This is a genomic window from Brevundimonas sp., from assembly GCF_013823285.1.
GTDB lineage: Bacteria > Pseudomonadota > Alphaproteobacteria > Caulobacterales > Caulobacteraceae > Brevundimonas.
On record NZ_PNLV01000049.1, the window covers coordinates 1 to 19,597 of the forward strand.

The window sequence follows — 19,597 nt, forward strand, 5'->3', positions numbered from 1 at the left end:
CACGTGGTCGACGCCGCCGTCCAGCTTGTAGAGCACCCAGGCGGCGCCCGGCCCGTCGGTCAGCAGATGCCACGCCCGCTGGATCAGGTCTGCGAAGTCCAGCGCCCCGGTCACGGCCTTGGCCGCCTCATAGGCCCGGCCATAGGCGTAGGCCAGAACCAGCGCCGACACTGTGTCCAGCGCCACCCGCGCCGCCCGCGCCCGCTCAAAATGCTCGGCCAGCCGTTCCTGCTCTTGCGCCAGCCAGTCGAGGGTCGCGGGGTCCACCGCCTTGGTGCCCAGCCGCTTGCGGGGCTCGCCCGCGCCGGTGAAGAAGATTTCCCGCACCGCATCCACCGGCGCCTCGCCGTTCAGCACCGCCTCGGCCACCGCCTGAAGCTTCAGCCCCATGGGCTGGTCGCCCTTCTCGCCGCCCCGCGAACAGGCCGCCGCCGCGTTCAGCCAGGCCGCTGCGTCGAAGCCCGGCGCCGTCACCGCCGCCCGCTCGGCCGCCTCCGGCTCGGTCCATTCCTCCAGCCCCACTGACGCCGCCACCCGGTCCTGCAGGGTCGCCGCCCCGCCGTCCTGCGCCACATAATCGGTCAGTTCGGCCCGCTTCGACTCGAAGCGGTCGAACATGGCCTCGAAGTCCGGCTGGGACAGCTTGCCCGCCATGTGCAGATAGGCGCTCGCCAGCCCCGGAATGTCGTCGGCCAGCGCCACCCGGTCGCGCGCCCGGCGGCGGATGTCGGCGGCCTCGGCCTCGTCGATGACGCGGAACAGGGGCGACACCTCCGCCTCCACCGGAAAGCGCCGCAGCAGCTGCTCGCAGAAGGCGTGGATGGTCTGGATCTTCAGCCCGCCGGGCGTCTCCAGCGCCCGGGCGAACAGGGCGCGGGCCCGGGACAGGTCGTGGGCGTCGAAGCTGTCAGCCGCGCGCTCTTCCAGCGCCGCCAGCTGGTCGCGCAGCCGCGCATCGTCCGCCACCGCCCAGTCGCCCAGCCGCTCGTACAGCCGCCGCTGCATCTCCGCCGCCGCCGCCTTGGTGAAGGTCAGGCACAGGATGGCGCCGGGCGCCGACCCGGCCAGCAGCAGCCGCGCCACCCGGTTGACCAGGGTCGTGGTCTTGCCCGACCCGGCGTTGGCCATGACGAAGGCGTTGACCGCCGGATCGGCGGCGATGGCCTGGGGCGAGCGCGTCGGGGGAAAGGGAATGACCGTGCTCATTCGTCCCCCTCCGCCGCCGTGGACCATTCGGCCACCCGGGCCAGATGGTCATAGTCCGACACCCGCGCCTGGGCGAACTGGGGCGCGATGCGCGAGCGATAGGGCTGGCTGGGGCTGGCGTACTGGCGGATGCGTTTCCTCAGGCCCTCCACCGCCTCGTCGGCCAGGGCCGCCGCCCCCGCCTCCCCGTTGCGGTCCATGATCTCGCCCGCCGGGTCGCGCCCGGTCAGGCGCACATACAGCAGGTCGTCGGGCTCGGCCTTCAGCACCGCCCCGAATCCACCCTCGCGGGCGATGGCGGCGGTCAGGGACAGCTGCGAACTGAACCCGCTCTCCACCTGCTTTTTCGTCGGCGGGGCGCCGGTCTTGTAGTCCATCACCGACAGGCGGCCCTCGGCCACCTCCATGCGGTCGGCGCGGGCGGTCAGCAGGAAGCCCTCGATGGGCGACCATTGGCCGTAGGCCTCCAGCTCGACCTTGGGTCTCTTCGCCCGGCGATCGCGCTCGAACCCGGTCACCCAGTCGGCCATGCGCGCGCCCAGCGCCTTCTCCCGCGCCAGCGCCGCCGGGGTCATGCCCGCCGCTTCCAGCTCGGCCAGATAGCGGTTCAGGAACCGGTCCAGCGCCCCGGTCTCGCCAAGCGTCTCCCACTCGCGGGCGAACACCTCCAGGGCATTGTGGATGGCCGTGCCGCGAAGACGGGCGTCCACCCGTTCATCGGGCCGCTCCATCTGGTGCAGGTCCAGCACGAAACGGGCATAGGTGGCGTACGGATCGCGCACCCATTCCTCCACCCGCGTCACCGACATCTTATTCGGCCGCGCCGCAACCGGCGGCGTCGGGGCCGGGCGCGCGGCGGGCTTCAGGCTTTGCGGCGGATCAGCGTCGGGCGCATCCAGCCGCCGGGCCAGCCCGTGCAGGTCCGCCCGCTGCGGCAGGCGCGGCGCGTCGGGGAACGCCCCGCGCACCAGCGTCTCCAGCCGCCACAGCCAGCGGGACTTCACCGACGGCTGATTGTCCCGTCGCTCGGTGTGCAGCAAATAGACCTCGGGCGCGCAGGCGATCTGGGCGAAGTCGTGGGCCGACAGGCCGATGCGGCGCTCCGGCGGCGGCAGGCCCAGGGTCTTGCGCATGGGCCGCGACAGGAACGGATCGGTCCCCCCGCCCCGCGGCCACACCCCCTCCTCCAGCCCGGCCAGAATGACCCGGTCGGCCCGCACCAGCCGCGCCTCGATGGCCCCGAGAATCCTCAGACGCGGATGGGCGTCGCCGCCCGTGCGCACCACCTCCGCGCCCATCAGCCGTCCCAGCAGCTCGGCGAAGGCGGCGGCGTTCAGCGTCCCCGCCTCCGCGCCCTCGGTCATCAGGGCGGCCATCAGCCGCGCCGCGCTCGCCCCGTCCGGCCCGCGCCAGACCTCGGCGCCCTCGCCCAGCGCCTCCGCCGCCTCGCTGATGACCCGCGCCCAGTCGCCGGGCGTCGCCTCGTCCATGCCGGTCAGGGCCGACAGCACGCCCTCCAGCCGGTCTGTCAGACCGTGCCCCGTGTCGATGCGCGCCTGATCCTCGTCATCACGGCGCTTGCCCGCCCGATATCGATTGGTCTCCAGCCGCCGCCGCACCGCGTCCCAGTCGGCGGGCCCCGCCCCGCGCAGCCCCTCGCGCTCCAGCGCCTCGATTTCGTCCGGCCCGGCCAGGGTCGTCCACGGATGCTTCAGAATGGCCAGCAGCGGAACGGCCCCGAAGGCCTTGGCCAGCTGAGCCAGCTGGGCCAGCCGCACGCCCGCGGGCGTCTCCGACAAAGGCGAGCCCGCCGAGGAATCCGCCATCAGGCCCCACCGCCCCAGCCGCGCCTGCACCCTTCGGGCGAACAGCGGATCGGGCGTCACCAGAGCGACGGTTTGGCCGGCCTTCTCCACCCCTTCCCGCATCAGCACCGCAGCCAGCGCGGCGGCGCCTTCCTCGGTGCGGGCGGTGACGGCGGTCAGGCCCTCCAGCCCCTCGGCGATAGGGTCGCCGCCGCCCTTGCGCATCGCGTCGATGGCTTTGGTCCAGTCGGCGGTGGACGCCGGCGGCTTCAGGGCCTCGGCGATCAGCCGACGCCGCGCCCGGCCCAGACGCGCGCTCTCCCCCGTGTCCCGCGCGGGCCAGGCCCGCACCGCGGCCCGGTCGATACCGTGCCGCCCGATCAGCCGCTTCAGCGCCCCCTGCGGGTGCTGCTCGCCGTCGTCGTCGGCGATCTGGTCCCACGCCGTCTGGGACAGGTCCCGGTCCAGTCCGGGCAACACCACGCAGCCCGACGGCGCGCGGCCCACCGCCCCCAGCACCGCCGCCGCCGCCGGAACCGTGCCCGTGGATCCCGCCGCGATCACCGGGAAGGTCGGGGGCCGTTCATCCCACGCCTCGGCCAGCCGCTTCAGCAGGGTCACCCGCCGCGCCGACGGGTCGCTCAGACCCAGCTCCTCCAGCCGCTTCGGCCATGCCTCCACCGCCACGGCGAGGAAGGCGGCGGTGGAGCGCCAGTGCTCGGCCAGATCGGCCTCCACCAGATCGGCCACCCGGCCCGGGTCGGCCACCTCCTCGATCTGGCAGGAGTCCAGAAACGCCGCCAGCGCCTCGGCCATCTCCAGCGCGCGCAGCGGCTCCATCGTCCCGCCGTGGTGCGCGGTCACAAGACGCGCCAGCTCGAACCGGCGTTTCAGCGGCGAGATGGCGGGCTTCAGGTCCAGCTCCAGCTCGCCCGGCGCGAACGGCGGCTCGTCCTCCTCCAGATCCCCCAGCGGCCGCACCTGCGGCAGCAGCACCGGCCGGTCGCCCGACAGCAGGGTCAGGGCCTCGGTGAAGGCCCGCGCCGCGCGCCGGTTGGGCAGCAGGATCACCGCATCGCTCAGGGTCTCGGGCGCATCCGCGCCCAGCCAGTCCAGCACCCCCGCCGCCAGATCTTCCAGAAACGGCCGGTGCGCCTCGATGGACCACCAGCGCGGCCCGGCGCCCGCAAAGGGATCGAACCGGCTCATGCCACCGTCAGCCGGGCCTCGGCCTCGTCCCGCGCGCCCGGATCGCCCACATGCATCCAGTCCCCGTCCAGCACGCAGCCGTAAAGGCGGCCTTCACGGGCCGACTGTCGCCACAGACCGCTCAGGGAGAACGGCCCGTCAGGCCCGCGATCCGCATAATCCGGCCGGGTGATGTGTACGCCCATATAGGCGAACGGCGCGCTGGGCCTGTCGCCCCGGAACGTCAGCCGCCCGTCCTCCAGAAAGACATCCCCGTCACCCTCGAAGCCGATGGAGCCCTCGCGCCGGGCCAGCAGCAGGGCCGCGTCCATGCGCGCCGGGTCCCACAGCCGGATCAGGTCGCCCAGCGCATCCCCCCGATCAATCCAGACGCTGTCGATATTGGCCACGAACACCGGGTCGTCGCCCAGCAGGCCCCGCGCCTTCTTGAGGCCCCCGCCGGTCTCCAGCAGTTCGGCCCGCTCGTCGGAGATGACGATCTCCGGTCCGCCCGTGCGCGCCGCCAGATGGGCCTCCAGCCGCTCGGCGAACCAGTGCACATTGACCACCGCCCGCTCGACCCCCGCCGCGCCCAGCCGGTCCAGCACATGGTCGATCAGGGCCTTGCCGCCCACCTCCACCAGCGCCTTGGGCCGGTCGTCGGTCAGCGGCCGCATGCGGGTGCCCAGCCCCGCCGCCAGCACCATCGCGGTCTTCGGCCCGGTCATGTCCGGACCTCCACCGGCACATGCCGGTCGAACCAGCCGCGCACCGCCTCCATACCGGGCTTCTGCAGATTGGCCTCCAGATGCCGCCACATGCGCGGCATGAAGGCCCGGTAGCGGGGCTTGCCGTCCCGCGCGATCAGCCGGGCGAAAATCCCCAGGATGCGCGCCTCGTTCAGCGCGGCCAGGGCGGCGTAGTCGGCCAGGAACGGCTCGCGGTCCACGCCGGGCATGCACTCGAAATAATGGTTCAGCGCCACCGCCTCCAGCTCCGGCGCCACGTCCCGGCGCGCGTCCTGCAGCAGCGAGTGCAGGTCCCACGACGGATGGGCCAGCACCGCGTCCTGGAAGTCGATCATCCCCACCCGCCGGTCCCCGGTGCGCTGCGGCAGCCAGATCAGATTCTCGGCGTGATAGTCCCGGTGCGCCACCGACCAGGCCTTCGCCTCGCCCATGGCCGCGATGGGCGCCCACGCCGCGTCCCACTCGTCCAGCGCCGCCACGCCGAAATCCAGCGCCGGGTTCAGCTTCGGCATCCACTGGGTGAACAGGTCCGCCCCGCCCTGCAGCGCCACAGCGTCATAGGTCAGCAGCGGCCAGTCCCCGCCCGGCCCGCTCAGCACATCGGGCAGCACCGCGTTCAGATGCAGTTTCGCCAGCGCCTCCACCGCCGCCAGATACAGCGGCGCGGCCGGCTCCCCGTCCTCGATCACCCGCGCGAACAGGTCGTCGCCGAAATCCTCGATCACCGCAAAGCCGGACCCCGCGTCAACCGCGATGATCTCCGGCGTCGACAGGCCCGCGCGGCGAAACAGGTTGGACACCGCCGCGAAGGCCTCGATGCGCCCGGCCGACAGGCGCGCGACAGCATTCCACCCCGCATCGCGCCTTTCCTCCGGCGTCCAGGCGGGGTCGCACGGCGGGCTTTCCGCCGCCGGCGCCTGATCCATCAGCATCAGGCTGGCGCCCGCCGGCGTGGTCAGGCGCTCATAGCGGCGGGTGGAGGCGTCGCCGGGCAAGGGGTCGCGCCGGGCGTCGGCCAGGCCCGCGCCCCTGAGAAATTCGATCCGTTCCGCCTCACGATCCGACATGCTGGATCCTGTCCTTCCACGCGCCTGCGCCGGAAACGGTCGCGACACGGCCGGCCGCGTCCTCGGCGATCTCTATGACGAGTCGGTCCGGCCCGAGGAATTCCGCCGGATCGTCCCCCAGCCGCTCGGGCCATTCGATGACCACGCAACCCATGTCCAGCGCATCATCCAGCCCGATCTCCAGCGCTTCCTTCGGCCGGGTCAGGCGGTACAGGTCGAAGTGGGCCACGGGCGGGTCGCTCTCGTAGAACTGCACCAGGGTGAAGGTGGGGCTGGGCACGTCCTCGTCCGGCGTGGTCAGGGCCCGGATCAGGCCCCGGGCCAGCGTCGACTTGCCCATGCCCAGCGGCCCGTACAGCAGCACCGCCTCGCCGGGCTTCAGCATCGGCGCGATGGCCGCGCCCAGCGCCGTCGTGGCCTCCGCGTCAGCCAGAAGAATGCGGCGCGGCTCAGCCAAAGTCCGCGTCCGGCTGGCTGGCCAGGGTCCGTTCGGTGAACGCCTTCAGGGCGTAGGTCGCCCGCGCCGCGTCCGTGTCCAGCCGCCGCGCGTCGATGGGCTTGCCGACGATCAGCCGATAGGCCTTGCCGCGCTTGTTCAGCATCTCGTGGAAAAGCGTGATGTCCCGCATCTCGGCGGAATAGCGGTCGAACAGGTGGAACATCTTCGAATAGGGGCCCGACACATGGACCGGGATGATCGGCGCCTCATATTTGCGCGCCAGCGACACCGCCGTGGGCGCCCATTCGGGATCGGTCAGCGAGCCGTTCTTGCTGACCCGGGCCAGCCGTCCGGCCGGGAACATGACCACACACCGGTCCTCCTCGAAGGCGCGGCGGGCGGCCTCAAGGGTGGCGCGGGTCTTTTCGCGGGTGCGTTTGGTCTCCACCCATTCCACCGGGATCACCACCTCGCCCAGACGCGGCGACACCCTCAACGCATCGGCATTAGCGAAATAGATGGCGTCGTCCCGCACCCGCCGCAGCGCCTCATGCACGGCCAGGCCATCGGCGATGCCGGTGGGATGGTTGGCCACCACGATGCAGCGCCCCTTTTCGGGCAGCCGCTCCAGCAGGAGGGCCGACACCTCCAGATCCAGCAGGTCCGCCACATAGCCCAGCGCCTCGGCGCCTGACCGCATCGCCACCGCATCGGCCATGCTGCGTGCGGGGGCGTAGCTGAGCAGGCCGTAAAGCAACGGCTTGACCAGCGGCCAGGCGAACGACCGGGTCAGCCGCGGCGCACGCTCGGCGATCAGCTGGTCAACGATGTGAGGGGCGGCGGCGAGAACCATGAGGCGCGAAGTCTCGCCTTTGCCGTGCGCCGGGGCAAGCGGGGGAATGAGGGTTCGCGTGCAAACCTTCCATCGCTCACCCCAGCGAAGGCTGGGGTCCAGATCATGGGGCGCTGTCGTGGCAGGACGGGACGGTTGCTGAAATTCGGACGATCGAGTCCCGCCCTCTGGACCCCAGCCTTCGCTGGGGTGAGCGGAGGTTGTTGTATGTCCGCCCCCACGCCCCCGCTCCCTCGTGTTTCCGCCGGGCGCCCCCCCGTGCTAACCGTGGCCGCAAATCTGGCTCTGGGGAACCTGTCATGCGCCTTTCCGCCCTTGTCTGCGCCGCCGCCCTCGCGGCCCTCGTCCTGCCCGCCGCCGTCGCGGCCCAGGATCGGCCCTTCACCTATCAGGACATGCTGAACGCCAACCGCCTGTCCGATCCGCGCGTCTCGCCGGACGGCTCACAGGTGGTCTACGCCCTGCGCGCCACCCCGCTGGCCGGGGGCTCCACCAGCCTCTACATCCTGGATCTGGACGGCGAGGCCGAACCGCGCCGCCTGGCCATTTCCGACGAGGGCGCCAACACCGCCCGCTGGAGCGCCGACGGCCAGCTGTTCTTCCTGTCCAGCCGCTCGGGCTCGTCGCAGGTCTGGCGCACCGACGCCGACGGAAGCCTCGCGGTCCAGGTCACAGACCTGCCCGTGGACGTGCAGACCTATCGCCTCAGCCCCGCCGGCGACCGCATCGCCGTGGCCGCCGCCGTCTTCCCCGACTGCCCGGATCTGGCCTGCACCGCCGCCCGGCTGAACGAGGAGCCCGACAACTCGGGGACCCTGTACACCCAGCTGTTCGTGCGTCACTGGGACCAGTGGAGCGACGGCACGCGCAACCACGTCTTCGTCATGGACCTGAGCGGTCAGGGCGTGGCCGCGGGGGAGCCCGTCTGGGCCACCCGCGACTTCGACGGCGACACCCCCTCGCGCCCCTTCGGCGACGAGAGCGCCTTCACCTTCACCCCCGACGGCAACGGCGTGGTCTTCGCCGCCCGCGAGGCCGGGACCAGCGAGCCCTGGTCCACCAATTTCGACATCCACCTGCAGCCCATCGAAGCCGAAGGCCTGGGCGAGCGCATCAACCTGACCGCCGATAATCCCGCCTGGGACGACGGCCCGGTGTTCTCCCCCGACGGCCGCACCATGGCCTACCGCGCCATGAGCCGCCCGGGCTTCGAGGCCGACCAGTGGAAGATCATGCTGCGCGACATGCAGACCGGCCAGGTCCGCCAGATCGCCGCCAACTGGGACCGCTCGCCGGACAGCCTGCAATGGTCCGCCAACGGCCGCAGCCTGTACGCCACCGCCTATGACCGGGGCCAGGTGCGGCTGTTCGAGATCGACGTCACCTCCGGCTCGGTGGTGCCGATCACCGGCGAGGGCCATGTGGCCGCCGTCCAGCAGACGCCCTCGGGCTTCATCCTGGCGCTGGACAGCCTGACCCATCCCAACGCCCTGTACGCCAAGACCTACCGGGGCCGGGAAATGCCCCGGCTGGTGCTGGACCCCAACCCGCAGCTGTCCGACCTGGCCTTCGGGGAGTCCGAGCAGTTCACCTTCGAGGGCTGGAACGGCAATACGGTCCACGGCTACCTGATCAAGCCGGCTGACTATGTGGAAGGCGGGACCTATCCGGTCGCCTTCCTGATCCACGGCGGGCCGCAGGGATCGTTCGGCAACTACTGGTCCTACCGCTGGAACCCGCAGACCTATGCGGGTGCGGGCTATGCGGTGGTGATGATCGATTTCCACGGCTCGGTCGGCTACGGCCAGGCCTTCACCGACGCCATCTCCGGCCACTGGGGCGACCGTCCGCTGGAGGACCTTCAGAAGGGCTGGGCCCACGCGCTGGAGACTTACGATTTCCTGGACGGCGACCGCGCCTGTGCGCTGGGCGCCTCCTACGGCGGCTACATGATCAACTGGATCGCCGGAAACTGGCCCGACGCCTTCCAGTGCATGGTCAACCACGACGGCGTCTTCGACACCCGCTTCATGGGCTACTCCACCGAGGAGCTGTGGTTCACCGAGTGGGAGAACCGCGGCACGCCCTGGGAGTCCGGCACGACCTACGAGACCTTCAATCCGGTCAACCATGTGCAGAACTGGCGCACCCCCATGATGGTGATCCAGGGCGGCCGCGACTACCGGGTGCCCACCGACCAGTCCATCGCCGCCTTCACCGCCCTGCAACGCCGCGGCATCGAGAGCCAGTTCCTCTACTTCCCCGACGAGAACCACTGGGTGCTCCAGCCCCGCAACAGCCTGCGCTGGCACACCGAGGTGTTCGGCTGGCTGAACCGCCACATCGGTGCGGGCGCGGAGTAATCCCTCTCCCAGTGGGAGAGGGCTGCGCGCAGCGGGATGCGAAGCAGACCGCTCCTTCGCGCGCAGGGTGAGGGTCGGATGGTCAACCCTCATCCCCCGCGCCAGAACGAAGCCGCTTGCGCCTTCGTGCGCGGTTCCCCCTTCTCCCACCCGGAGAAGGGGCGTTAATCCCGCATTTCCCGCACCCAATCCCTTGCCGCGCAAGGCCTCGCCGCCCCGGACACCCCCATTTCGTCCGCCTGCCCGCCGGCGCGCGTAAACTGCCCCCCTCAGCCGCTACGCGCTGTGACGAACAGGAGGGCCGCAAAAGTCAGACCCGCGCATCCGCCAAATCCCGCCGCGCCTGATTTCATTGACGAATTCCACCGACCTTGCACGCCCATTGCACTGTTTTTTTCGCCCCGGAGTGCAACTCTCCCACCGCTCACCCCAGCGAAGGCTGGGGTGAGCGGAAAAGGGGCCGTCTGACGGGACTCGCAAAAACCGTCCGCTGGTTCTGCTGAACAATTCGGGAAGGGTTGCACCCCGATTGCACTGTTTTTCGTCCCGGAGTCTCACCCGCCGCCCCGCCTGAACACCCTCAGCCGCACCCCGTTGGCGGACCGCAGGGTCAACCGCGCCACCGGCACGGGGGTCCAGGCCGGGTCGGCCTCGAACCGCAGCCGGCGGCTCAGCATGGCCAGCACCAGCACCGCCTCCTGCAGGGCGAAGGCGGCGCCGGGGCATACCCGCGGCCCGACGCTGAAGGGGAAATAGCCGCCCGCCATGGCCGCCTTGCCCTCGGGACAGCCGAATCGGTCCGGGTCGAAGGCGTGGGGCTCGGCCCACCGCTCCGCCTGCCTGTGGCTCAGCCAGGGCGAGACCATGACCACCGAGCCGGGCGGGATGTCCTTCTTGCCCAGCCGGTCCCCCGCCGGGCAGTCCCGCGCCAGGAAGGCCACGGGGGGATACAGCCGCATGGCCTCGCGGAACACATCGCGGGTGAGGCCCAGCCGCTTCATGTGCTCGAAGGCCGGAGTGTCGTCACCCAGCACCGCGTCCGCCTCGGCCTGCACCCGGGCCTGGACCTCGGGCGCCTCGGCCATCAGATACAGGCTCCAGGCCAGGGCGCTGGCCGAGGTCTCGTGCCCGGCCAGGAACAGCATGGCGATCTGGTCCAGCAGTTCGTCCCCGTCGAAGGACGTGCCCGTCACCGGGTCCACCCCGCCGATCAGGGCCGCCAGAATGTCGTTGTCCGGCGTCGGCCGTCCAGCGGCATGGTCCGCCAGCCGCCGCCGCAGGGGCTCGTCGATGGCCTTGCGGATGATCCGCGCCGCCCGCCGGGCCCGGCCCCAGCCGGGCAGGATGCGCGACGGGGCCCGGGCCAGCCCCAGCATGCCGTGGGCGTAGGCCACCCCCTGGAACACCTCGAAGGCGGCGATGACCCGGTCGGCCGCCGCGTCGGAAATGGGCTCCGAGAAGATGGTGCGGAAGATCACGTCGGCGGCGAAGCGGGTCATCTCCATGTCCACCCGCACCGGCTCGCCCGTGTCCGCCAGCGCCTCCATCCGGTCCGTGGCCACGGTGGCGGCCTCCAGCATCCGGGCGAACACGTCGCGCACCCGCGCCTGCTCAAGCGCGGGGTCAACCAGACGGCGCTGGCGGCCCCAGGTCTCGCCGTTGCTGACGAAGATGGAATAGCCGGTCAGGGACCGAAGCATGGCGTCCATCAGGTCGGCCTTGGGGAAGTCCGCGGCCCGCCGGACCAGCACCTCGCGCACGAGATCCGGGTCCCGGACGATGAAGAACCAGCGCTTCTTCAGGAACGGCAGGGTGCGGAACGCGTGCCGCCCCAGCCGCGCCCCGTAGCTGCCTTCGCGGAACGTTCCCAGCCCGGACCGCAGCAGGGCCAGCCTCTGGGTCAGGGACGAGCGCTTCTCCGGCGCCGTGACCGGGCGGGGCGGGGTGAACAGGCTCATGCCCGGCTCCGCTCGACCAGAAAGTCCGGCCCCGCCGCCAGGGCGAACCAGTCGTAGCCGCCGGGCAGGTCGACAGCCTTCAGATACTGGAAATGGAACGCCAGCGGATCGCGACGGATGGCGCGGAAATGCTCGTCCGTCAGCAGCCTGTGAAAGCGTGGCGCGCGGCGCACGGGCCGGTTCGGATCGGGCTGGGCGACAACACCGTGCAGCGCGTGGATCGTACAGGCTGACGCCGGGTCCGAGGCCGAGGTGGCGTCCACCCAGCCGACTGACCCTTCGGCCTCCACGGCCCTCAGCGCCGCTCGAAACGTCTCGTCGCCCAGCGCCGCCTGGATGCACAGGCCCTGCCCCAGGGTCAGCAGGCTGACCGCCGTGGGGCCGCGCCCCAGATCAGGCCGAATCTCCAGCGCCCGGGCCAGCACCCGCACCGCCTGGTTGCCGCCAAGGCTGAAGCCCGTCAGCACCACCTCGTCGGCCCAACCCTCGTCCACCGCAGCGATCAGGCGTTCGGCGAACAGGTCGCAGCGCGCGGCCTGCTCCGGCGGCGGATTGGCGGCGATGCGCGCCATGTAGGAAAAGCACTGGCTGACCCAGCCGCAGCTCACCGCCGCGTCGATGCGCTTCCACAGCCAGACGATGACGAAGGGCGCCGCCGCCACCACCGGGAGCGCCGCCCAGGGGGTGACCAGGCCCGCCGCCAGCGCCAGCAGGGCCATCAGCGCGACCAGCCCGCCCAGGATCACCGGCGGCGTCATCAGGCACAGCCACAGCGCCCGCGCCTCTCGCCGCGTCAGGCCATAGACGCCCGCCCGGGCCATGGCCGCGACCCACCGAGGCACGGCCGCCAACACCCGCCGTTCGCCTCTCAGCCACCAGGCCCGCACCAGATCGTCCCAGCGCAGCAGGGTGACGCGGGTCTCCGCCGCGCGCCCGTTCATCACCGTCTGCACCGTCCAGCCCAGCGCATGGTCGCCGTCGGCGCGCTTGCGCCCCACCTCGATCACAGCGCCGGAGACCGCCGCCTGCTTCGGCGCTTCCTCGGTCCACAGGCGATGATAGGCGGCGGGGGAGCGGGGGTCATAGCCGGGAATGAAGAGCAGCCGGCGCCGGTGCGCGCGCCTCTGCCCGGCCGAATCGACCTCGTCCCGCATTCGTCCCCTCCATCCCCGGCGGCACTGAACCCGCGCCGCCCGGCCGTGTCAAACCACACTACCCGTGTTCCGCCCGCTCCGCTGGCCACGGGCGCCCGGGGGGTCTAATACGGCGGCCAAACAACCAGATCAGGGAACACTCAGGACATGCGCGACATTCGCCACTTCATCGACGGGGCTTCCTTCGAGGGCGCTTCGGGCCGCTTCGGGGACGTCTTCAACCCCAACACCGGCGAGGTGCAGGCGCGGGTCCAGCTGGCCACCGAAGGCGAGGTCGACAAGGCCGTGCAGGCCGCCCAGAACGCCTTCGAGGCCTGGTCCTCGACCAATCCCCAGCGCCGCGCCCGGGTGATGTTCGAGTTCAAGCGCCTGGTCGAGGCGAACATGGACGACCTGGCCGAAATGCTCTCGGCCGAGCACGGCAAGGTCATCGCCGACTCCAGGGGCGACATCCAGCGGGGGCTCGAGGTCATCGAGTTCGCCTGCGGCATCCCCCACGCCCTGAAGGGTGAGTACACCCAGGGCGCCGGCCCCGGCATCGACGTCTATTCCATGCGCCAGCCGCTGGGCGTGGTGGCGGGCATCACCCCGTTCAACTTCCCGGCCATGATCCCCATGTGGATGTTCGGCGTGGCCATCGCGGTGGGGAACACCTTCATCCTCAAGCCGTCCGAGCGCGACCCGTCCGTGCCGGTCCGTCTGGGCGAACTGATGATGGAGGCGGGCGCGCCCGCCGGGGTGCTGAACGTGGTCCACGGCGACAAGACGGCGGTGGACGCTATCCTGACCCATCCGCTGGTCCATGCGGTCAGCTTCGTCGGCTCGTCCGACATCGCCCACTATGTCTACCAGACCGGCGCCGCCAACCATAAGCGGGTCCAGGCCATGGGCGGGGCCAAGAACCACGGCGTCATCCTGCCCGACGCCGACATGGACCAGGTGGTCAAGGACCTGACCGGCGCCGCCTTTGGCTCGGCCGGCGAACGCTGCATGGCCCTGCCGGTCGTCGTGCCCGTGGGCCAGAAGACCGCCGACGACCTGCGCGAACGGCTGGTCGCCGAAATCCCGAAACTGAGGATCGGCGTCTCCACCGACGCGGACGCCCACTACGGCCCCGTGGTCAATGCCGCCCACAAGGCGCGCGTCGAGGGCTGGATCGACCAGGGCGTCAAGGACGGCGCCGAACTGGTCATCGACGGCCGCGGCTTCTCCCTGCAGGGCCATGAGAAGGGCTACTTCATCGGCCCGTCCCTGTTCGACCATGTCAAGCCGGGCATGGAGTCCTACAAGGAGGAGATCTTCGGCCCCGTGCTGCAGATCGTCCGCGCGGAGAATTTCGAGGAGGCGCTGTCCCTGGCCTCGAAGCACCAGTACGGCAACGGCGTGGCGATCTTCACCCAGAACGGCCGCGCGGCCCGCGACTTCGCCGCCCGGGTCAATGTGGGCATGGTGGGCATCAATGTGCCGATCCCGGTGCCGGTGGCCTATCACACCTTCGGCGGCTGGAAGCGCTCGGCCTTCGGCGACACCAACCAGCACGGCATGGAAGGCGTCCGCTTCTGGACCAAGACCAAGACCGTCACGGCCCGCTGGCCTGATTCTGAGCTGGAGCACGCGGACTCCAGCTTCGTCATTCCGACGATGCGGTGAATTCGGCGTAGCGCGCCCGCTGGACCGCTTCCCAGCGGGCGCGCAGCACCCCCGGCCGCATGGGATAGCGGTCTTCCAGAAACACCGCCGCCCGCACCCGGTCAGCGCGGAACATGCGGAAATCGTCGCGCATCTCGCACCAGGCGATCAGCATGCGGGTCGTGTCGCGGTAAGCCGCAAGGAACGGCCAGATCACGCGCCGGGTGGCCCGGTCCTGCTCGTCCACATAGTCGATGGTCATCTTGCGCCCGGCGCGGATGGCGGCCCGCACCCGCCCCATGTCCAGAACCTCGGCCATGTTGTTCCAGGCGGGCGGGGTGACCACGGCGGGCTCCAGCACATGGGGCCGCATGGTCTCTGGCACTGTGGCGGCGATCTTGGCGATCAGGTCCCGCGCCGCCCGCGACAGGGCCGGATCGGCACGCCCCGCCACCCACTGGGCGCCCAGCACAGCCGCCTCCACCTCGTCCGACGTCAGCATCAACGGCGGCATGTCGAAGCCGCCGTCGAGCACATAACCCACCCCTGCCTCGCCCCGGATCGGCACCCGCTGGCCCATCAGGTCGGCGATGTCGCGATAGACCGTGCGCTTTGACGTCTCCAGCTCGGCCGCGATGGCGTCCGCCGTCACCGGTTTCGAGGACCGGCGCAGCAACTGGATGATCTGGAAAAGGCGGTCGGCGCGTCTCATTCCTCACCTGTCCCACACGCATGCTGACAGCATGGTGGCAGCAGGACCCCGGTAGTCAATCCGTGAACGCCGCGGCGAGGGGCCGGTCGGGCGGAAACAACGGAGACACGCCATGCTGACCCTGTTCCACGCCCACTGGTCCCGGTCCTCGCGCCTGATCTGGCTGCTGGAGGAGCTGAAAGCCGACTACCAGATCCATCACTGCGACATCGCCCGCATGGACGGTTCGGGCGGTCGCGATCCGTCCAACCTCCACCCGGACGGCAAGGTCCCGGCCCTGATGCACGACGGTGCGCTGGTCACCGAATCCGCCGCCATCGCCCTGTATCTCACCGACCTGTTTCCCGAGGCGGGCCTGGGCGCCGCAGCGGGCGGCCCGGACCGCGCCGCCTATCTGACCTGGCTGTTCTGGACCACCGGCGAGATGGAGCCGGCCTACTGGAGCCGCGTCAAGGGCGAGACGGACGCCCATGCCACGGCCCGTTACGACGCCGCCAACCGGCGCATCCTGACGGCGCTGGATCGGGGGCCCTATCTGATGGGCCGGCGTTTCACGGCGGTGGATGTGCTGGTGGCCTCGGCCCTGTCGTGGGGACGGGAGCACGCCCCGGACAGCCCGCGCCTGGACGCCTATCTCAAGACAGTGCTGGCCCGCGCCGCCAATCGCCGGGCCGAAGTTCTCGACGCCCCGGCGCTGGAGCTGAGGGCGGGTTGAGAGGTCAGGCCGCGTCCGGGTCGGATGCGGCCTCGCTCTCCCCCGGCAAGGCGGTGAGCGTGCGGACGAAGTCGTCGCGCCAGATGGCCACGTCCGAGGCCCGCACCGCCGCCATCAGGGCGGTCCAGCGTTCGATGCGCTCGTCCCGCGACATGGTCAGGGCGCGGTGGATGGCCTGGGCCACTTCCTCGCGGGCGAAGGGGTTGACGATCAGCGCCTCGCGCAGCTCCTCCGCCGCTCCGGCGAAGCGCGACAGGATCAGCACGCCCGGATCCGCCGGATTCTGGGCCGCCACATATTCCTTGGCCACAAGGTTCATGCCGTCGCGTAGGGGCGTCACCAGCCCCACCTTCGCCGCCCGGTAGATGCCCGCCAGCTGGTCCCGGCGATAGGTGCGGTTCAGATAGCGGACCGGCGCCCAGTCCATGTCCGCATAGGCGCCGTTTACATGACCCGCCAGGGCGTCCAGCCGCGCGCGCAGGTCCTGATAGGTGTCCACCTCGTCGCGGGAGATGGGCGTCACCTGCAGCAGGAACACCTCACCGCGCATGGAGGGGTTGTCCTCGAGGAACTGCTGGAAGCCCAGCAGCCGCTGTTCCAGCCCTTTGGAGTAGTCGAGACGGTCCACGCCCACGATCATCGACCGGAACGCCGAGGACGCCGCCATGCGGTCATAGGTGCGCTGGCCCAGCGCCGAGTCCCGCGCCGCGACGAAGCCGTCCACGTCGATGCCGATGGGAAAGACCCCGCCCTGCACCGTCTTGCCGAAAGCCTCCATGCCGTCGTTGCCGACCAACCGTCCGCCCGCCTCCGACGCCACATAGTCCCGGAACAGGTCCAGCCACTCGCGGGTGTGGAAGCCCAGCAGGTCATAGTCGAACAGGGATTCCACCAGACGCCGGTGGAACGGCAGGGTCACCAGCAGCTGGCGCACCGGCCAGGGCGTGTGCAGGAAAAAGCCGATCCGGTTCCTGATCCCCAGCCGCCGCAGATCCCGGGCCAGCGGGATCATGTGATAGTCGTGGATCCAGACGATGTCGTCGTCCTGGATCAGGGGCGCCAGCACCTCGGCGAAGCGGGCGTTGGTCCGCTCATAGCCCTCGCCATACGACCGCTCATAGGCGGTCAGGTCGACCCGGTGGTGGAACAGCGGCCACAGGGTCTTGTTGGCGTAGCCGTTGTAATATTCGTCGACGTCCTGCGCCTCGAGATCCACCAAGGCGACGGTGACCCCGGCCCGATCCTCCATCTTCAGCTCGCCCGTGAAGGTCTCTATGGTCTCGCCCGACCAGCCGAACCAGATGCCGTCGTATCGTCTCAAGGCGGCGGACAGGGCCGCGGCCAGACCTCCGGTCGAGCTTTCTCCCGCGTCCTTCGGCGCGGAAACACGATTGGATACGACAATCAGACGACTCATCTCACATCCGTCCAGGAACGGCTCAGCAGCACGGCGCAGTTGATGATGCCCACAAGGGAATAGGTCTGCGGGTAGTTCCCCCACAACTCGTCATCGCCAAGGGAGATGTCCTCGGACAGCAGGCCGGCGTTGGTGCGGCGGCTCAGCATCTGCTCGAACATCTCGCGCGCCTCGTCCACGCGCCCGTTGATGTGCAGGGCCTCGATGAACCAGAAGGTGCAGAAATTGAACGCCGTCTCCGGCTCGCCGAAGTCGTCCGGCTCCACATAGCGGAAGAGGTAGGGGCCCTTCTTCAGGTCCCGTTCGATGGCGTCGAAGGTCGCCACCTGACGCGGATCCATGGGATCAAGGAAGCCCAGCTCCACCATCTGCAGCAGCGAGGCGTCCAGTTCGGTCCCGCCGAAACTGGCGGCGAAGCGGCCCTCATCCGCCACGAAAGCCTCTTTCTCGATGCGGTCGCGGATGATCCCGGCCCGGTCGCGCCAGACCTCGGCCCGGTCATGCAGCTTCAGCTGGTCCGCCGCCTTGGCCAGGCGATCGCAGGCGGCCCAGCACATCATGGAGGAATAGGTGTGCACCCGCGCGATGGTGCGGAACTCCCAAAGGCCCGCGTCGGTCTGGTCGTGCACGGCGAAGGCGCGCTCGCCCACCGTCTCCAGGGCGTGAAAATCCTCCACCGAGCCGGGGCGCAGCAGGCGCTGGTCGTAGAAGGACTGCACCAGCGGCAGGACGATCTGTCCGTACACGTCGTGCTGCAGATGTTCGTGCGCCTGATTGCCCACCCGCACCGGCTTCATGCCGTGATAGCCCTCGACCGTGTCCACGATGCGCTCGGTGATCGCGCCCTCCAGCCCGACGCCGTAAACCGGCTGGACGTGCCCCCCGGCGGCGTTGTCCACCAGGTTCCGCAGATAGGCGAGGTAGTTCTCCAGGATGTCGATGGCGCCCAGCCGGGTCAGCACCCGCACGGTGTAATAGGCGTCCCGGATCCAGCAGAACCGGTAGTCCCAGTTGCGCCCGCTCTCGGGAAACTCGGGCACCGAGGTGGTCAGGGCGGCGACGATGGCGCCCGTCTCTTCATGGGCGCACAGCTTCAGGGTGATGGCCGCGCGGATCACCGCCTCCTGCCAGTCCAGCGGCAGGTAGAGGGTCCGCACCCACTGCTTCCAGTAGTCCTGGGTCCGCTCCAGCGCCGCGGCCACGCCGGCGCCCACCGCCTGGTCATAGCCTTCGTCCGGCCCGAAGAAGAACGACAGGGTCCGCTCCACCCGGAAGGTGCGCTCATCTAGCACATGGGACACCGGACAATCCGTGGTCAGGCGGAACGTCAGGTCGGTGCAGTGATAGCGAATGTGGTTCGAGCCCGAGGTGGTGGGCGCTCGCCGGGCGCCCCAGTCGCGGGCAGGCCTCAGACGGATGGTGATGCGGGGCACGCCGTGCAGCGGCCGGATGATCCGGGCCAGGGCGATGGGGCGGTAGGTGCGGCTGTGCTTGGCGTGGCGGGGCGCGAAGTCGATGATCTCCAGCGCCGCCCCGTCCTCGGCCGTCAGCACCGTGCGCAGCACCGGGGTGTTGCGCACATAGGCCTGCTCCACGTGCTTCTGGCCTTCCAGCTCGATGGTCCAGAAGCCGTGCTGGGGATCGTCCCCGTCCATCAGGGCCGAGAACACCGGATCCCCGTCCACCCGCGGCGCGCACGACCACACATGGCGGCCCTGCCGGTCGATCAGGCTGGAGATGGCGCAGTTGCCGATCGGGGCCAGGTCCAGATTGGGTCGCTTGCCGTTCATGGGCGCTCCGCCAGGGTCTCGAGCCAGTCCATCACCGCCTCGGGGCCGGTGAGGCCGTACAGGGCCGCCGTCTCGCGCGGCGGTCCCACCAGCACACCGAACCCGCCCAGTCCGGCGGCGGCGGCGAAGGCGAACTCGTCGGTCAGGTCGTCGCCGGTCATGACCGGGACAGCGCCTTTGAAGGGCGCGTCTTCCATGAAGGCGGTCAGGGCGCGCCCCTTGTCGGCGCCGGGCGTCTTCAACTCCTGCACCATGTCGCCGGGCTGCAGGGTCAGGCCGTGGGTCTCGGCCAGACCCCGCGCCAGCGCGCCCGCCGCGCCCGCCTGATCCGGGGCCTGCCGATAATGCAGGGTCACGCCCAGCCCCTTGTCCTCGATCAGGACGCCAGGCCGGTCGCGCGCGAAATCGATCAACGCCTCATGCACCTGGCCCATGGCCGGGTGGGGCGTCAGCCGCCGCACCTGTCCGTCAGCGCCGCGCCGCTCCAGCCCGTGGATCCCGGCCACGCAGGGCACCACGCCTTCACAGATACGGTCGATCTCGGCGATGGTG

General features: G+C 70.4%; 15 protein-coding genes. 3 read left to right on the top strand and 12 right to left on the bottom strand.

Going from position 1 to position 19,597, the window contains the following annotated elements:
- From C0461_RS08610 to C0461_RS08635, 6 genes are all read right to left on the bottom strand, one after another.
- A partial coding sequence (locus C0461_RS08610; protein ID WP_292105788.1) for a UvrD-helicase domain-containing protein occupies positions 1-1,206 on the bottom strand: 1,206 nt, incomplete at its 3' end.
- On the bottom strand, positions 1,203-4,220 hold the full coding sequence (gene addB, locus C0461_RS08615; protein ID WP_292105789.1) for a double-strand break repair protein AddB: 3,018 nt from the start codon (positions 4,218-4,220) through the stop codon (positions 1,203-1,205). The genes C0461_RS08610 and addB, both read right to left, overlap by 4 nt.
- A complete protein-coding gene (murU, locus tag C0461_RS08620) occupies positions 4,217-4,927 on the bottom strand; it encodes an N-acetylmuramate alpha-1-phosphate uridylyltransferase MurU (RefSeq protein ID WP_292105792.1) in 711 nt (236 codons plus the stop codon). The genes addB and murU overlap by 4 nt, the downstream gene beginning before the upstream one ends.
- Positions 4,924-6,015 carry an N-acetylmuramate/N-acetylglucosamine kinase AmgK gene (gene amgK / locus C0461_RS08625; RefSeq protein ID WP_292105793.1) on the bottom strand — a complete coding sequence of 364 codons (1,092 nt, stop codon included), beginning with the start codon at positions 6,013-6,015 and terminating at the stop codon, positions 4,924-4,926. The genes murU and amgK overlap by 4 nt, the downstream gene beginning before the upstream one ends.
- Complete coding sequence (gene tsaE / locus C0461_RS08630) at positions 6,002-6,472, bottom strand: tRNA (adenosine(37)-N6)-threonylcarbamoyltransferase complex ATPase subunit type 1 TsaE (protein ID WP_292105795.1); 471 nt, start codon at positions 6,470-6,472, stop codon at positions 6,002-6,004. The genes amgK and tsaE overlap by 14 nt, the downstream gene beginning before the upstream one ends.
- Positions 6,465-7,307, bottom strand: a complete 843-nt coding sequence (locus C0461_RS08635) for a 1-acyl-sn-glycerol-3-phosphate acyltransferase (RefSeq protein ID WP_292105797.1) — start codon at positions 7,305-7,307, stop codon at positions 6,465-6,467. Before C0461_RS08635 ends, tsaE begins: the two co-directional genes overlap by 8 nt.
- A 299-nt stretch (positions 7,308-7,606) precedes the next feature.
- Between C0461_RS08635 and C0461_RS08640 the strand changes: the two genes are divergently transcribed.
- Complete coding sequence (locus C0461_RS08640; RefSeq protein ID WP_292105800.1) at positions 7,607-9,670, top strand: S9 family peptidase; 2,064 nt, start codon at positions 7,607-7,609, stop codon at positions 9,668-9,670.
- A gap of 554 nt (positions 9,671-10,224) precedes the next feature.
- On the opposite strand, the gene C0461_RS08645 is transcribed toward C0461_RS08640, so the two are convergent.
- The gene (locus C0461_RS08645; RefSeq protein WP_292105803.1) at positions 10,225-11,628 is read right to left on the bottom strand and encodes a cytochrome P450; all 1,404 of its coding nucleotides are present in this window, start codon (positions 11,626-11,628) and stop codon (positions 10,225-10,227) included.
- Positions 11,625-12,782 (bottom strand): hypothetical protein, encoded by a 1,158-nt coding sequence (locus C0461_RS08650; RefSeq protein WP_292105805.1) that lies wholly within the window; start codon positions 12,780-12,782, stop codon positions 11,625-11,627. The genes C0461_RS08645 and C0461_RS08650 overlap by 4 nt, the downstream gene beginning before the upstream one ends.
- A gap of 147 nt (positions 12,783-12,929) precedes the next feature.
- Between C0461_RS08650 and C0461_RS08655 the strand changes: the two genes are divergently transcribed.
- Positions 12,930-14,432, top strand: a complete 1,503-nt coding sequence (locus C0461_RS08655) for a CoA-acylating methylmalonate-semialdehyde dehydrogenase (RefSeq protein ID WP_292105807.1) — start codon at positions 12,930-12,932, stop codon at positions 14,430-14,432.
- On the opposite strand, the gene C0461_RS08660 is transcribed toward C0461_RS08655, so the two are convergent.
- The gene (locus C0461_RS08660; RefSeq protein WP_292105809.1) at positions 14,413-15,123 is read right to left on the bottom strand and encodes a YafY family protein; all 711 of its coding nucleotides are present in this window, start codon (positions 15,121-15,123) and stop codon (positions 14,413-14,415) included. The two genes, C0461_RS08655 and C0461_RS08660, sit on opposite strands and share 20 nt — an antisense overlap.
- A gap of 112 nt (positions 15,124-15,235) precedes the next feature.
- Between C0461_RS08660 and C0461_RS08665 the strand changes: the two genes are divergently transcribed.
- Entirely contained in the window at positions 15,236-15,838 is a 603-nt protein-coding gene (locus C0461_RS08665) for a glutathione S-transferase family protein (protein WP_292105811.1), read from the top strand.
- A gap of 4 nt (positions 15,839-15,842) precedes the next feature.
- Here C0461_RS08665 and C0461_RS08670 read toward each other — a convergent pair whose 3' ends face one another.
- The 3 genes from C0461_RS08670 to otsB all read right to left on the bottom strand — a co-directional run.
- Positions 15,843-17,255, bottom strand: coding sequence for a trehalose-6-phosphate synthase (locus C0461_RS08670; protein ID WP_292105813.1), 1,413 nt, complete (start codon positions 17,253-17,255; stop codon positions 15,843-15,845).
- Positions 17,252-19,045 (bottom strand): glycoside hydrolase family 15 protein, encoded by a 1,794-nt coding sequence (locus C0461_RS08675; RefSeq protein WP_292105815.1) that lies wholly within the window; start codon positions 19,043-19,045, stop codon positions 17,252-17,254. Before C0461_RS08675 ends, C0461_RS08670 begins: the two co-directional genes overlap by 4 nt.
- A partial coding sequence (gene otsB, locus C0461_RS08680) for a trehalose-phosphatase (protein WP_292105816.1) occupies positions 19,042-19,597 on the bottom strand: 556 nt, incomplete at its 5' end. The genes C0461_RS08675 and otsB, both read right to left, overlap by 4 nt.

Excerpts from the sequence above, each read along its gene's own strand:
- addB (WP_292105789.1), bottom strand. The coding sequence starts at position 4,220 with ATGAGCCGGTTCGATCCCTTTGCGGGCGCCGGGCCGCGCTGGTGGTCC.
- C0461_RS08655 (WP_292105807.1), top strand. The coding sequence starts at position 12,930 with ATGCGCGACATTCGCCACTTCATCGACGGGGCTTCCTTCGAGGGCGCT.
- C0461_RS08650 (WP_292105805.1), bottom strand. The coding sequence starts at position 12,782 with ATGCGGGACGAGGTCGATTCGGCCGGGCAGAGGCGCGCGCACCGGCGC.
- C0461_RS08645 (WP_292105803.1), bottom strand. The coding sequence starts at position 11,628 with ATGAGCCTGTTCACCCCGCCCCGCCCGGTCACGGCGCCGGAGAAGCGC.
- C0461_RS08675 (WP_292105815.1), bottom strand. The coding sequence starts at position 19,045 with ATGAACGGCAAGCGACCCAATCTGGACCTGGCCCCGATCGGCAACTGC.
- amgK (WP_292105793.1), bottom strand. The coding sequence starts at position 6,015 with ATGTCGGATCGTGAGGCGGAACGGATCGAATTTCTCAGGGGCGCGGGC.
- C0461_RS08665 (WP_292105811.1), top strand. The coding sequence starts at position 15,236 with ATGCTGACCCTGTTCCACGCCCACTGGTCCCGGTCCTCGCGCCTGATC.
- C0461_RS08670 (WP_292105813.1), bottom strand. The coding sequence starts at position 17,255 with ATGAGTCGTCTGATTGTCGTATCCAATCGTGTTTCCGCGCCGAAGGAC.
- murU (WP_292105792.1), bottom strand. The coding sequence starts at position 4,927 with ATGACCGGGCCGAAGACCGCGATGGTGCTGGCGGCGGGGCTGGGCACC.
- C0461_RS08635 (WP_292105797.1), bottom strand. The coding sequence starts at position 7,307 with ATGGTTCTCGCCGCCGCCCCTCACATCGTTGACCAGCTGATCGCCGAG.
- C0461_RS08660 (WP_292105809.1), bottom strand. The coding sequence starts at position 15,123 with ATGAGACGCGCCGACCGCCTTTTCCAGATCATCCAGTTGCTGCGCCGG.
- C0461_RS08640 (WP_292105800.1), top strand. The coding sequence starts at position 7,607 with ATGCGCCTTTCCGCCCTTGTCTGCGCCGCCGCCCTCGCGGCCCTCGTC.